At 73.9% G+C, this 14,274-nt stretch carries 5 protein-coding genes and 1 pseudogene; all 6 read left to right on the top strand.

Annotated features, from left to right (window positions below; translation table 11 throughout):
• Nucleotides 1-193 precede the first annotated feature (193 nt).
• Nucleotides 194-958 (top strand): alpha/beta fold hydrolase, encoded by a 765-nt coding sequence (locus ABZ956_RS06050; protein WP_361887604.1) that lies wholly within the window; start codon nucleotides 194-196, stop codon nucleotides 956-958.
• A 29-nt stretch (nucleotides 959-987) separates the two neighbouring features.
• The gene (locus tag ABZ956_RS06055) at nucleotides 988-1,230 is read left to right on the top strand and encodes an MbtH family protein (protein ID WP_361887607.1); all 243 of its coding nucleotides are present in this window, start codon (nucleotides 988-990) and stop codon (nucleotides 1,228-1,230) included.
• Nucleotides 1,223-10,378 carry an amino acid adenylation domain-containing protein gene (locus tag ABZ956_RS06060; RefSeq protein ID WP_361887610.1) on the top strand — a complete coding sequence of 3,052 codons (9,156 nt, stop codon included), beginning with the start codon at nucleotides 1,223-1,225 and terminating at the stop codon, nucleotides 10,376-10,378. Before ABZ956_RS06055 ends, ABZ956_RS06060 begins: the two co-directional genes overlap by 8 nt.
• Before the next feature lie 65 nt (nucleotides 10,379-10,443).
• Nucleotides 10,444-11,217, top strand: a complete 774-nt coding sequence (locus tag ABZ956_RS06065) for an ABC transporter ATP-binding protein (protein WP_361887613.1) — start codon at nucleotides 10,444-10,446, stop codon at nucleotides 11,215-11,217.
• 23 nt (nucleotides 11,218-11,240) lie between these two features.
• Nucleotides 11,241-13,187 (top strand): ABC transporter permease, encoded by a 1,947-nt coding sequence (locus ABZ956_RS06070; RefSeq protein ID WP_361887616.1) that lies wholly within the window; start codon nucleotides 11,241-11,243, stop codon nucleotides 13,185-13,187.
• 48 nt (nucleotides 13,188-13,235) lie between these two features.
• Nucleotides 13,236-14,186, top strand: a pseudogene (locus ABZ956_RS06075) (hydroxyacid dehydrogenase); the annotation flags it as partial.
• Nucleotides 14,187-14,274 lie beyond the last annotated feature (88 nt).

Here is a 14,274-nt window from a genome sequence, read left to right on the forward strand (position 1 = left end):
ATAGCCCTCGGCCGGAGAGTGATCCGGCCGGGGGCTTTCCCTTTTCCGCGTCGCGCGGCGGAAGGCCCGAGCCCCGGGCGAACTCCCGCGACGCCGGCCCGAGGAAGGCAGATCCGATGACCGCAGCGCATCCCGACGGCGGGGCCGTCCCCGCCGGTTCCATGGACCACCTGCGCGCCGGGGTGCCGGTCGAGTGAGCACCGCCGTCCCGTCCCGTACCGCCTGGTTCCGGACCTTCACCCCCCGCCCGGCGGCGACGACCCGCCTCCTGTGCTTCCCGCACGCGGGGGGCGCGGCCAGCGCCTTCCGCGGCTGGGCCGCGGGGCTGCCTGCCTCGGTCGAGGTCACCGCCGTCCAGTACCCCGGGCGGCAGGACCGTTACGAGGAGGCCCCGGCCTCCGACATGACCGCTCTCGTGGCCGCGATCACCGGGTCGATCGGCCCACTCCTCGACCGCCCCGTGGCCTTCTTCGGCCACAGCATGGGCGCCACGGTCGCCTACGAGGTCGCCCGCGCCCTGCCCCGCGAGCTGCGTCCGGCCCTGGTCCACCTGTTCGCCTCCGCACGCCGGGCGCCCGACCGGTGCCGGCCGCCGGGCCCCGAGTTCCGGGGCGACGAGGGCGTCCTGCGCTACGTCCGCGATCTCGGCGGCACCGGAGCCGCGCTGCTCGACCACCCCGAGCTGCTGGCCGTCGCCCTGCCCGCCCTGCGGGCCGACTTCGCCCTGATCGACACCTACCGGCACCGGCCCGGCGCCCCGCTGATGTGCCCCGTCACCGCGCTCGTCGGATCGGACGACACGTACAACACCCCGGCCGACGCGCAGGAGTGGGCCCGCTTCACCACCGCCGGCTTCGGCCTGCACGTCCTGCCCGGCGGTCACTTCTACACCGAGACCGCGACCGATGAGCTGCTCGAGGTCGTGACCGGGCGGCTCGCTCCCGCCGGCCGACCGTAAGACCCGCCGCACTTCCCTAGGAGCGCCCCATGGCGAACAACCCCTTCGACGACCAGGAGGGCAGGTTCCTCGTCCTGGTCAACGACGAGGAGCAGTACTCCCTTTGGCCCGCGTTCGCCGAGGTGCCCGGGGGATGGACGGTGGCGCTGGCAGAGACCACGCGCGACGCCTGCGTGGACTTCGTCGGCAGCCGGTGGACGGACATGCGCCCACGCACCCTGCGCGAGCCGGCCGCCCCGCTCCGGGCGACGGAGGTGCACGGCGATGTCTGAGAGCACCAGGCTTCCCCTCTCGGCGGCCCAGACCGGTATCTGGTTCGCCCATGACCTCGACCCCACCGGCCGCCGCTACACCATCGGCGAGTACAAGGAGATCCTCGGCCCCGTCGACCCCGAGCGGATGGCCGCCGCCTGGTACCGGCTCGCGCAGGAGACCGATGTGCTGCGCATCAGCCGCATCGAGCGCGACGAGGACGGACTGTGGCAGGTCCTGGACGCCGAACCGGGCGAGCGGCGGCTGGAATTGGTCGACGTCTCCGGCGAGAGCGAACCCGCTGCCGCAGGGCGCGCCTGGATGGCCGCCGACATGCGGACCCCGATGGACCTCACCGCGGGCGGGCTGAGCCGCTTCGCCCTCCTGAAGCTGGCCGACGACCACTTCTTCTACTACCAGCGTTACCACCACATCGTCATCGACGGCTTCGGCCTCGCCCTGCTGGACGCCCGGATCACCGAGCTGTACGAGCAGGCGGCCGTCGGCCTTCCATGGCAGCAGGGCACGTTCGGCACCCTGCGCGAGGTGCTCGCCGAGGACGCGGCCTACCGCGTGTCCCCGGCCGCCGCCGACGACCGGGCGTACTGGGCCGGGCACCTGGCCGCACTGCCCGGGACACCGCGCCTGGCCGAGCGGGACCAGCCGGAGGGGACGACGGCGGACAGCGAGCTGTTCGTCCGGCGCAGCGTGATGCTGCCCGCCGCCGAAGCCGCCCGGCTGCGGACGACGGCCCGCGGTGCCGGCACCCGCTGGTCGATGCTGCTCCTCGCACTGATCGCGGGCTATCTGCACCGGGCCACCGGACATGACGAGCTGGTGCTCGGCCTGCCGGTGACCGGCCGTCCCACGGCCTCGTCCCGCCGTACGCCCGCCATGGCCTCCAACATCGTGCCGCTGCGCGTGCGCGTCCGTCCGGGGACATCCCTGGGCGAGGTCGTCGCCTCGGTCGTCGCGGAAGTACGCGGAGCGCTCAAGCACCAGCTGACGCGATACGAGGACCTCTGCCGGGAGCCCGGCAGCGACGGCCCGGCGCGACGGATCGCCTCCCCGATGGTCAACATCATGGCCTTCGACCCGGGCCTGCGCTTCTGCGGCCAGTACACGATCCAGCACAACCTGAGCAACGGGCCCGTGGACGACCTGTCCATCGGTGTCTACGACCTCGGCGCCGAGCAAGGGCTGCGCATCACCTTCGACGCCGCGCCCGGCAGCTGCGACCTCGACGCGGTCGCCGCCCACCAGGACCGCTTCCTGCGGTTCGTCTCCGACGCGCTGGACGACCTCCAGCGGCCCGTCGGCCGCCTGGACCTGGTGTCGGAGGAGGAGAAGCAGGCGCTCCTCGCCGACTGGACGACCCCCGCCGATGTCCCCGCCGACGGCCGTACCCTCGCCGCGCGCTTCGAGGAGCAGGCGGCGCTGCGCCCCGGCGCGATCGCCGTCACCGACGGCACACGGGCGCTGACCTACGCCGAGCTGGAGGCGCGCGCCAACCGCCTCGCCCGGCTGCTGGCCGCCCGCGGAGCCGGCCCCGAACGCTATGTGGCCGTCGCCATGGAGCGGTCGGACAACCTGGTCACGACCCTGCTCGCGGTGGTCAAGGCGGGCGCCGCCTATGTGCCCCTGGACCCGCACTACCCTGCCGACCGGCTCGCGTACATGCTGGCGGACGCCCGGCCCGAACTCGTCGTGACCGACGTCGCGACCGCGGCACAGGTCCCGGCCACCGACGTCCCCGTGCTCGTCCTCGACGCGCCGCGGACCGCCGCCGAGCTCGCGGAGGCCGACCCGGCCCCCCTCACCGACGCCGAGCGCTCCGCGCCGCTGTCACCGGACCACCCCGCGTACGTCATCTACACCTCAGGCTCCACCGGCCGCCCCAAGGGCGTCGTCGTGCCGCACCGCAACGTCGTGCGCCTGTTCACCGCCACGGAGCACTGGTTCGGCTTCGGGCCGGACGACGTGTGGACGCTCTTCCACTCCTATGCCTTCGACTTCTCCGTGTGGGAGCTGTGGGGGCCGCTGCTGTACGGCGGCCGCCTGGTCGTGGTGCCGCACGCGGTCAGCCGTTCGCCGGAGGACTTCCTCACCCTGCTCGCGCGGGAGCGCGTCACGGTCCTGAACCAGACGCCGTCGGCCTTCTACCAGCTGATGCGGGCGGACGAGGAGCGCCCGTCCGGCGAACTCGCCCTGCGCTACGTCGTCTTCGGCGGCGAGGCGCTCGACCTCGGCCGCCTCGCACCCTGGTACGCGCGCCACCCCGAGGGCGTGCTGGTGAACATGTACGGGATCACCGAGACCACCGTGCACGTCAGCCACCTCGCCCTCGACCCGGCCGCAACCCAGGGCCAGACCCGCAGCCTGATCGGCCGCGCCATTCCCGACCTGAGGATCTACGTCCTCGACGCGAGCCTGCGGCCCGTACCCGTGGGCGAGCGCGGCGAGATGTACGTCGCCGGGGCCGGCCTGGCCCGAGGCTACCTCGGCCGCCCCGGCCTCTCCGCGGACCGGTTCGTCGCCGACCCGTACGGCGGGCCCGGCACCCGGATGTACCGCACCGGCGACCTGGCCCGCCGGCATCCCGACGGCGGTCTGGAGTACCTGGGCCGCGCCGACCACCAGGTGAAGATCCGCGGGTTCCGCATCGAACTCGGCGAGATCGAGAGCGTCCTGCTCGGCCTGCCCGAGGTCGCCGGTGGCGCCGTCGTCGTCCGTGAGGACCGTCCCGGCGACAAGCGCCTGGTGGCCTACGTGGTCCCCGCGGCCGGAGCCGTGCCCGACGTCGACACCCTGCGCACCGGCCTCGGTGCGGCCCTGCCCGGCTACATGGTCCCGTCCGCCTTCGTCACCCTCGCCGGCCTGCCGCTGACCGCCAACGGCAAGCTCGACACCAGGGCGCTCCCGGCACCGGAGATCACCGGTTCCGCCGGCGCCGGCCGCGCCCCGCGCACGGAGCGCGAGGACGTGCTGTGCGGGCTCTTCGCACAGGTGCTCGGCGCCGGGAACGTCGGTGTCGAGGACTCCTTCTTCGACCTGGGCGGCGACAGCATCATGTCCATCCAGCTCGTCTCGGCGGCACGCGGGGCGAGCCTGGGCATCACCCCGCGCGACGTCTTCCGGCTCAGGACGCCCGCCGCGCTGGCCGAGAGCGCCACCGCTCTCGACGCGGGGCGGCGCCGGGCCGAGCCCGCGGGCGAGGGCACCGGCGTCCTGCCGCTCACCCCGATCATGCGCTGGGCTCTGGAGCTGGGCGGACCGCTCGACGGCTACAACCAGTCGATGGTGCTGCGCGTGCCGGACGCGCTGACCGAACCGCACCTCGTCACGGCGGTGCAGGCACTGCTCGACCACCATGATGCCCTGCGGGCCCGGCTGATCGACGACGCCCTGGAGACCGGCCCGGTCGGCTCGGTGGACGCCGCCGGCCTCGTGCGCCGGGTGGATGCCGGCGGGCTCGGCGACCACGAACTGGACGCGCTCCTCGGCCGGGAGGGCCGGGCTGCGCTCGCCCGGCTGGCGCCGCGCGACGGGACCGTCCTCCAGGCCGTGTGGTGCGACCGCGGACCTGGACGCCCCGGCCTGCTGCTGCTGGTCGTCCACCACCTGGTGATCGACGGCGTTTCCTGGCGCGTGCTCGCCCCCGACCTCGCCCGGGCATGGGAAGCGGTGGCCGAGGGCCGTACCCCCGGTCTCGAACCGGTGGGTACGTCGCTGCGAACCTGGGCCCGGCGCCTCGCCGAGGCGGCCGCGTCCCCGGAACGGATCGCCGAACTTCCCTACTGGGAGGGCGTGCTGTCCGAGCCCGGACCGCTGCTGGGCCCGCGCGCCCTGGACCCGGCCCGTGACGTGGTGGAGACGGCCGGACAGCTGACACTGCGGCTGCCCGCTGAGGTGACCGAGGCGCTGCTGACCCGTGTCCCGGCCGCGTACCACGCCGAGGTCAATGACGTCCTGCTGGCCGCCTTCGCCCTCGCCCACGAGCAGTGGCGCGGCGGCCCGGTCCTCCTCGACCTCGAGGGCCACGGCCGCGAGGAGGAGGCCGTGCCCGGCAGTGACCTCTCCCGTACGGTCGGCTGGTTCACCAGCATGTACCCGGTACGGCTCGCCGCGGGCGGTGGGGCGCTTGCCGACGGGGCGCTGGTCGACGGAGCGCTCAAGCGGGTCAAGGAGCAGCTGCGGGCCGTGCCCGGCAAGGGCATCGGCTACGGCCTGCTGCGCCACCTCGACGCGGAGGGCGCGGCACGGCTCGCCGGTCTCACGCCCCCGCAGATCGGCTTCAACTACCTCGGCCGTTTCGCGGCCCCGGTCGGCGAGGACGCCGACTGGGCGGTCGTCCCCCGGATCGAGAACGGCATCCCCGGCGGTGGACCCCGGATGCCGCTCGGTCACACCCTGGAGCTCAACGCCCTCACCCAGGACGGCCCGCAGGGACCGGAACTCGTGGCGAGCTGGACCTGGGCCACCGGCCTGCTCGACGGCGCGGACGTCGAGGCACTGGCCACCGCGTGGTTCGCGGCACTGCGCACCATCGCCGCCCAGGGCGCCCGGCCGGGCGCGGGCGGACGCACCCCTTCGGACGTCCCCCTGGCCGGGCTCGCCCAGCAGGAGATCGAGCTGCTGGAGGAGCGCAGGCCCGGTCTGGCCGACATCCTTCCGCTCTCCCCGCTCCAGCACGGCCTGCTCTTCCACGGCCTCTACGACGGCCACGCGGCGGACGTCTACACCGCGCAGGTCCAGCTCGACCTGGAGGGCCCGCTGGACACCGCCGTGCTGCGCGCGGCCGCCCAGGCCCTGCTGGACCGGCACCCGGGTCTGCGTGCCGAGTTCCACCACACCGGCCTGACGCACCCGGTGCAGATCGTCCCCGCGTACGTCGAACTGCCGTGGACGGAGGAGGACCTGGGCCACCTGGCCGCCGAGGACCGGGAGGACCGGGCCGATGCGCTCGCCGCGGCCGAGCGTGCCCGCGGCTTCGTGCCCGACCGCGCGCCGCTGCTGCGCTGCATGCTCCTGCGCCTGGAGCCCGGCCGCCACCGGCTGGTGTTCACCAACCACCACCTGCTGCTCGACGGCTGGTCGACGCCCGTGCTGATCCGGGAGCTGCTCACGCTGTACGCGGCTGCCGCCGCCCCCGGCGCGCTGCCCCGGGCCCGCCCGTACCGGGACTTCCTGGAGCACCTGGCCGGCACCGACCGGCAGGCCGCGCGTGCCGCGTGGGCGGACGCCCTGGCGGGACTGGAGGAGCCCACGCGGGTCGGGGACGGTGCGCCGGGCCGTACGCCGATGGTGCCCGAGCGGCTGGAGTTCACCCTGCCCGAGCCGGAGGCCGCCGCGCTGACGGCCTGGGCGAAGGCCGCCGGGCTGACGGTGAACACCGTGCTCCAGGGCGCGTGGGCCCTGGTCCTGGCCCGGCTGACGGGCAAGGACGATGTCGTCTTCGGAGCCACCGTTTCCGGTCGTCCGCCGGAGCTGGCGGGCATCGAGGAGATGGTGGGGCTGTTCATCAACACCGTGCCGGTACGCGTGCGGCTGGACCCTGCCGAGCCGGTGGCCGGCCTGTTCGCCCGGATGCAGACGGAGCAGTCGGCGCTGCTGGGCCACCAGCACCTCGGCCTCGCGGAGCTCCAGCACCTGGCCGGGCTGGGTGAGCTGTTCGACACCGCGATGGTCTTCGAGAACTACCCCCTCGACCTGGAGGCCCTGGGCGACAGCGCTTCGGGCACGGGCCTGCGGCTCGCCGGGCTGCGGGGCCATGACGCGGTCCACTACACGCTGGGCCTGGTCGCCCAGCCCGGCGACGGACTGGAGTTCCGCCTGGACTACCAGCCGGACCTGCTCGACCGCGAGCGGGTGCGGGCGATCGCCGGCCGACTGCTGAACGTGCTCACGACGGTCGTCGACCGGCCCGGCCTGCCGGTCGGCCGCCTCGACGTCCTCAGCCCCGCGGAGCGGGCGTGGCTGCTGACCGACCTGGGCGCCGGTGAAGCGAGCGCGCCCTGCGGGGAGACGACTCTCGCGGATCTCTTCGAGGCCCGGGTGGCGAAGGAGCCGGACGCCACGGCGCTGGTGCACGGCACCACGACGCTGACGTACCGGGAGCTCAACGCCCGCGCCAACCGGCTGGCCCGGTTGCTGAGCGAGCGCGGCGCCGGACCCGAGCGGTTCGTCGCGATCGCCCTGGAGCGGTCGGTGGACCTCGTGGTCGCCCAGCTGGCCGTGGTCAAGGCGGGGGCCGCGTTCGTACCGCTGGACCCCGGCTATCCGGCCGGTCGGCTCGCCTACATGCTGGCCGATGCCGGCCCCGCGCTGCTCATCACCAGCAGTGCGGTCGCCGGGGGGCTGCCGCAGGCGGACATCCCCCGGCTGCTGCTGGACAGGACCGACACCTCCGCCTTCGCGGGGACGGATCTCACGGACGCCGAACGCGCCGCGCCCCGCCGGGCCGCACACCCCGCCTACGTCATCTACACGTCCGGATCGACCGGGCGCCCCAAGGGCGTCGTGGTCACGCACACCGGCATCTCCAGCATGGTCGCCGGCCAGGTCGAGGGCCTGGCCGTGACGCCCGGCAGCCGGGTGCTGCTCTTCGCGTCCCCGAGTTTCGACGCGGCGGTGTGGGAGCTGTGCATGGCGCTGCTGACCGGCTCCTGCGCGGTCCTGGCGGACAAGGACCGGCTGCTGCCCGGTCCGTCGCTGGCCGCGGTGATCGCCGAGCACGGCGTCACGCACCTGACCCTGCCGCCCTCGGCCCTGCCCGTGATGCCCGAAGGGAGCCTGCCGCCCGGCAGCACGCTGGTGGTGGCAGGCGAGGCGACCGCGCCGGACCTGGTCCGCACCTGGTCGGAAGGGCGCCGGATGGTCAACGCCTACGGCCCGACGGAGTCCACGGTCTGTGCCAGCATGAGCGCGCCGTTGTCCGGCGCCGTGGTGGCCCCCATCGGCCGGCCGATCACCGGCACCCGGCTGTACGTTCTCGACGCGCACCTTCAGCCGGTGCCCGTCGGCGTGCCGGGCGAGCTGTATCTGGCCGGTGCGGGACTGGCCCGCGGCTACCTGGGCCGTCCCGGCCTGTCGGCCGGCAGCTTCGTCGCCGATCCCTTCGGGGAACCCGGCGCACGGATGTACCGCACCGGCGACCTCGCACGGTGGCGGCCCGACGGAGACCTCGAGTACCTGGGCCGCGCCGACCACCAGGTGAAGGTCCGCGGCTTCCGCATCGAGCCCGGCGAGGTCGAGTCGGCCCTGGCGGCGCACCCGGAGGTCGCCCAGGCGCTGGTCATGGTCCGGGAGGACCGGCCCGCGGCCAGGCGGCTGGTGGCATACGTCGTGGGAACGGCCGACGCGGCGGTGCTGCGGCCGTTCCTGGCCGCGTCGCTGCCGGACTACATGGTCCCGGCCGCGTTCGTCACGCTCGACGCCCTGCCTCTGACCGCCAACGGCAAGGTGGACCGCAAGGCGCTGCCCATGCCCGTTCTCGGCGTCGGCGACGGGGGCTCGGAGCCCGCGACGGCCCGTGAGGCGCTGCTGTGCGAGCTGCTCGCCGCTGTCCTCGAGGTCGGGCGGGTGGGAGCCGACGACTCCTTCTTCGACCTCGGCGGTGACAGCATCCTGGCGATCCGGCTGGTCTCCCGGGCGCGTGACGCCGGGCTGGCCTTCACCGTCCGGGAGGTCTTCCAGTACCGTACGGCGGCCGCCCTTGCCTCGGTCGCCGAGGTGGTGGCCGACGGCCCCGCGGCTGTTGCCGACGGGCCCTTCCCGGGGCTCGAGGAGGAGACGCGGCTGCTGCTGGGCGCGGAGCCGGGGCTGATGGACGTGCTGCCGCTGACCCCTCTGCAGGAAGGATTCCTCTTCCATGCGCTGCTGACGGCGGGTGACAGGGACGTCTATACGACCCAGCTGGTGCTGGACCTGGAAGGGGAGCTGGACGCCGAAGCCCTGCGCACCGCGGCCGATCGGCTGCTGGCCCGGCACCCCTCCCTGCGGGTGGCGTTCCGGCACGACGTGACCGAACGCCCGGTCCAGGTGGTGCACCGCGAGGTGCGGTTGCCCTGGCGGCACGTGGACGTCTCCGCGGTCGCGGAGGCGGAGCTGTCCGCCGCGACGGCCGGGCTCGTCGAGGAGCAGCGGGCGCTGCCGTTCGACCTGACGGATCCGCCCCTGCTGCGGCTGATGCTGGTCTCGCTGCCGGGCGACCGGCACCGACTCGTTCTGACGGGACATCACATTCTGTGGGACGGCTGGTCGGTACCGTTGCTGATGGAGGAGCTGTTCACCCTCTACGCGCGAGGCGAGGACGCGCTGCCCCCCTCGCCCCCCTTGCGCTCGTATCTGACCTGGCTGGCCGGGCAGGACCAGGACGAGGCGCTGCGGGTGTGGGCGGCGGCCCTCTCCGGGCCGGCGACGCCCACCGTGGTGGCTCCGCAGGTCTCGCAGGCCGAGTCCGCCGCCCAGGACGCGGTGCGCACCGACCTGCCGCCGGACCTGACCGCACGCCTGGGGGCCCGGCTGCGCCGGCACGGGATCACCCTCGGTACGGCGGTCCAGGCCGCCTGGGGCGTGCTGCTGTCCCGGCTGACGGGAAGGGACGACGTGGTCTTCGGGTCGACCGTCTCGGGGCGCCCCCCGGAGCTCCCCGGCGTCGAGCGCCTGATCGGCAACTTCCTCAACACTCTGCCGGTGCGGGTGCGCGTGCGCGCCGGTGAGACGTTCCTGGAGCTGCTGGAGCGCATCCAGCACGAGCAGGCACAGTTGACACCCCATCACCATGTGAGCCTGAGCGACGTGCAGCAAGTGGCGGGCGGCGGTGTGCTCTTCGACACCACCACGGTCGTGCAGAACGCCCCCCTGGACGCCGACGCTCTCCTCGGTGGCGCCGACGGGTTGCGGCTGACCGGCGGCGACAGCAAGGACGACACCCACTATCCGCTGCGCATGCAGGCCGTCCCCGGCCTGGACGCCTCCACCCTCGGCCTGCGCCTGGGCTACCGCCCGGACGTCTACGAACACGCCGAGGCGCAGCGCTTGCTGGACCAGATGGTGCGACTGCTGGAGGTCCTGGCGGACGACCCGCACCTGCCGGTGGGTGACCTCGGTCTGCTGTCGGCGGACGAGGGCCAGCAGGCCCTGCTCGCTCAGTGGGGTGGGTACTGATGTCGTGGCATGTACGGGTCAGTTTGCCCCCCTCCGGCACCACACCGTCTGATAGGCGTTGACACATGCAAAACGACCGAGCAGTGCAGCTCGAACAGATCATCAGGACCTACGCATCGGGCACCTCAACGGCCGTGCACGCCCTCGACGGAGTCTCCATCGACTTCGAACGCGCCACTTTCACCGCCGTCATGGGCCCTTCGGGTTCCGGTAAGAGCACTCTGCTGCAGTGCGCGGCCGGACTTGACCGCCCCGACTCCGGACGGGTGGTCGTGGACGGGGTCGAACTCGGCCCGCTGAGCGAGAAGGCGCTCACCGAACTGCGCCGCGAGCGCATCGGATTCGTCTTCCAGTCCTTCAATCTCCTCGGCGCGCTGACCGCCGAGCAGAACGTCGGTCTGCCACTGCGCCTGGCCGGATCCCGCCCGGACCCCGGCGCCGTGCGCGCCGCGCTCGCCCGGGTCGGCCTGGGTGAGCGCGGCAGGCACCTGCCCTCGCAGATGTCCGGCGGCCAGCAGCAGCGGGTGGCCATCGCCCGTGCCCTGATCAGCCGCCCCCAGGTGCTCTTCGCCGACGAGCCCACCGGCGCCCTCGACAGCAGCAGCAGCCGGACCGTCCTGGAACTGCTGCGCGCGCTGGTCGACGAACAGGGCCAGACCACGATCATGGTCACCCATGACCCGGTGGCCGCCTCCTACGCGGACCGGGTGGTGTTCCTCGCCGACGGGCGACTGATGGACGAGCTGCACCGGCCCGGCGCCCAGCGGATCGCCGAGCGCATGACCCGCCTGGAGGCCGGCGCCGCGCAGGCGGCGCGCACGGTCGGCGGTGCCCTGTGAAGGGGACCCTCACCCTGCTGCCCATGGCCACGGCCACCCTGCGCAAGCGGTGGCCCGGCCTGGCCGGCTCCTTCGTCGCCCTCGCTCTGGGCGTTGCCCTGATATCCGCCTGCGGGCTGCTGATCGGGACGACGACGGGCCTGGACAATCCGGATCCGGCGGCGCCCTCGGTGAAGAAGCTGCTCAGCTTCATGGCGGGCATGGCAGGTTTCGTCTCGGTCTTCGTCGTCGCCTCCACCTTCGCCTTCGCCGTGGCCGGCCGGCGCCGGGAGTCCGCCGTGCTGAGGGCCGTCGGCGCCACGCCCCAGCAGGTCAGGGTGCTGATCCTCGGCGAGGCGCTGGTCGTCGCGGTTGCCGCCGCTGCCTGCGGCAGCCTCCTCGGCCTGGCCATCGCCCCCCTCATGGCCCGCTGGCTGGTCTCGCGCGGGGTGGCCCCCGAGGGCTTCGGCATCCACCCGGCGCCGGGCCCGCTGCTGATCGCCGCGGGCATCGGCGTGGTGGTGGCGCTCCTGGGCGCGTACGCCGCCGCCCGCCGCGCCGGACGGGTGCGGCCCGTCGAGGCGCTGAACGACGCCGTGGTGGACCGCAAGGTCATGACGGTCGGCCGCTGGCTCTTCGCCCTCGCCTTCCTCGCCCTCTTCGTCACGGTCCTGCTGCTCCTCATCACCATGCCGGCTGCGCTGCGGCAGGACCCTCAACTGCGCGACCCGCGGAACATGCCCGTCTGGTCGCTGCTCATCGACATCCTCGCGATCCCGGCCGTCGCGCTCTTCGCCCCCCTCCTCGTCCCCCCGCTGGTACGGCTGCTGACCCTGCCTGTCCCGCTGGCCCCCGGCGCTGTGGGCCTGCTGGCCCGGCAGAACGCCCTCGCCGCGGTGCGCCGTACGGTCTCCACCGCCACCCCGGTGTTCCTGGCGGTCGGGCTGACCGGAAGCGTCGTCGGTTCGACCGCGGCATTCGGCGACGCCCGGGCGGCCCAGACCCGGGCCGCGCTGCGCGCCCAGTACGTGGTGGAGCCCGAGGGCTCCGGTGCCCTGTCGGCGTCGGCACTGCGGCACGTGAAGGAGCTGCCCGGAGCCCGCGTCACTGCCCTGGGCTCCACCCTGGTCTCCGACCTGGGCGGCGGCGTGGTCTCCGGCGGTGCCGAGGCGGCCACGACGTCCGCCACGGTCGTCGACGGGGATCTCACGGCGGCCTGGAGGGTGAAGACGGAGGCCGGTTCGCTCGCGGACCTCAAGGGCGCCTCCGTCGCCGTCTCGGCAGATCTCGCCCAGGCCAATGGCTGGCAGACCGGCGACCGGCTGTCCGCCGGACTGCCCGACGGCGCCTCGGTCACCCTGCGTCTGGTCGCCGTGGTCACCCCCCTGCTCAGCCTGTCCGAAGTCCTGCTGCCGTACGACGCGGTGGCCGCCCATCTCGCCGACCGCGCCCCCGCCACGGCCTACATCACCACGGAGCCGGGTGCCCCCGCCCCCGTCCTCCCGGCTGCCGACCGGGTCACGGTCACAGCTGCGGAGAGCCGGGGAGCCGCAGGCGACGACCCGCGGGCCCGCTACGACTGGATCGCCCTGCTCGCCATCCTTGGCCCGGCCGTGCTCTACGCCCTGATCGCGATCGTCAACACCATGATGATGTCCACCGGCGACCGGCTGCAGGACTTCGCCACGCTGCGGCTCACCGGCGGCAACGACCGCCAGGTGCTGTCCATGGTCGGCGTGGAGGCCCTGCTGACCGTGGCCACCGCGACTGCGCTCGCCCTGCTGGTCACCGTGGGGACCCAGCTCAGCACCCTGTCGCTCATCGACCACCGGATCCTGACCGACGGAACCACCTTGCCCTTCCGGCTCCCCTGGGGCGTCATCGCCGGCAGTGCCGCCGTCGGGCTCGCCCTCGCACTGGTCTCCAGCATCCTGCCGGCCCGGCTCGCCCTGCGCGCCCGGGCCCTGGACCTGGCGGGCACCAGGCAGTAACGCCGCCGAGGCCAGGCACCCGCCCGCCCCACCGAAAGAAGGACCACCATGACCGGACAACCGGTTCGCCCCGTCGTACTGCTCGCCGAGGAGCTTTCCCCGGCTGTGGTCGAAGCCCTGGGCCCGGACGTCGACATCCGCCGGTGCGACGGCACCGACCGCCCCGCGCTGCTGGCCGCGCTCGTCGAGGCCGACGCGGTGCTGATCCGGAGCGCCACCGCCATGGACGCCGAGGCCATAGCGGCCGGCCGGCGGCTGAAGGTGATCGCCCGGGCCGGCATCGGGCTGGACAACGTCGACGTGGCCGCGGCCACCGCCGCCTCCGTGCTCGTCGTCAACGCGCCGGCGTCCAATGCCGTCAGTGCCGCCGAGCACGCCGTGGCGCTGCTGCTGGCGGTCGCCCGCAACGTCGCCGCGGCGGACGCCTCGCTGCGCGCCGGTCAGTGGCAGCGGTCGCGCTTCACCGGGGTGGAACTGTCCGGCAAGGTGCTGGGCGTGGTCGGACTGGGCCGGATCGGCTCCCTCGTCGCCCGCAGGATGACCGCCTTCGACATGCGGGTCATCTGCTACGACCCGTACGTCGACACGGTGGCGGCCGCCCGGGTGGGGGCGGAACCGGTCGGCCTGGACGAGCTGCTGCGGCGCTCGGACTTCATCTCCGTGCACCTGCCGAGGACCCCGCAGACCCTCGGGCTCCTCGGGCCCGAGGCGTTCGGCCGGATGAAGCCGGGCGTGCGGATCGTCAACGCGGCCAGGGGCGGCATCGTCGACGAGGCCGCGCTCCTCGCGGCACTCGTACGGGGCCGGGTGGCCGGTGCCGGGCTGGATGTGTTCGCGGACGAACCCTGCACCGGCTCGCCCCTGCTCGAGCTCGACGGCGTCGTCGCCACCCCGCACCTCGGAGCCAGCACCCATGAGGCACAGGAGAAGGCAGGCACCGCCGTGGCGGCCTCCGTCCGCCGCGCTCTCGCGGGCGAACCGGTGCCGGACGCGGTCAACGCCCCGGCCGGAGCAATGATGCCGGCCGCCTAGGGCGGCCTTTGCCCGAAGTTGTCTTGATCTCGTAGGTACGCGACACTTCAGTCGG

It is taken from the genome of Streptomyces sp. NPDC046261, assembly GCF_040646235.1.
In the GTDB taxonomy this organism is placed as follows: domain Bacteria; phylum Actinomycetota; class Actinomycetes; order Streptomycetales; family Streptomycetaceae; genus Streptomyces.

Excerpts from the sequence above, each read along its gene's own strand:
- ABZ956_RS06060 (WP_361887610.1), top strand. The coding sequence starts at position 1,223 with ATGTCTGAGAGCACCAGGCTTCCCCTCTCGGCGGCCCAGACCGGTATC.
- ABZ956_RS06070 (WP_361887616.1), top strand. The coding sequence starts at position 11,241 with ATGGCCACGGCCACCCTGCGCAAGCGGTGGCCCGGCCTGGCCGGCTCC.
- ABZ956_RS06055 (WP_361887607.1), top strand. The coding sequence starts at position 988 with ATGGCGAACAACCCCTTCGACGACCAGGAGGGCAGGTTCCTCGTCCTG.
- ABZ956_RS06065 (WP_361887613.1), top strand. The coding sequence starts at position 10,444 with ATGCAAAACGACCGAGCAGTGCAGCTCGAACAGATCATCAGGACCTAC.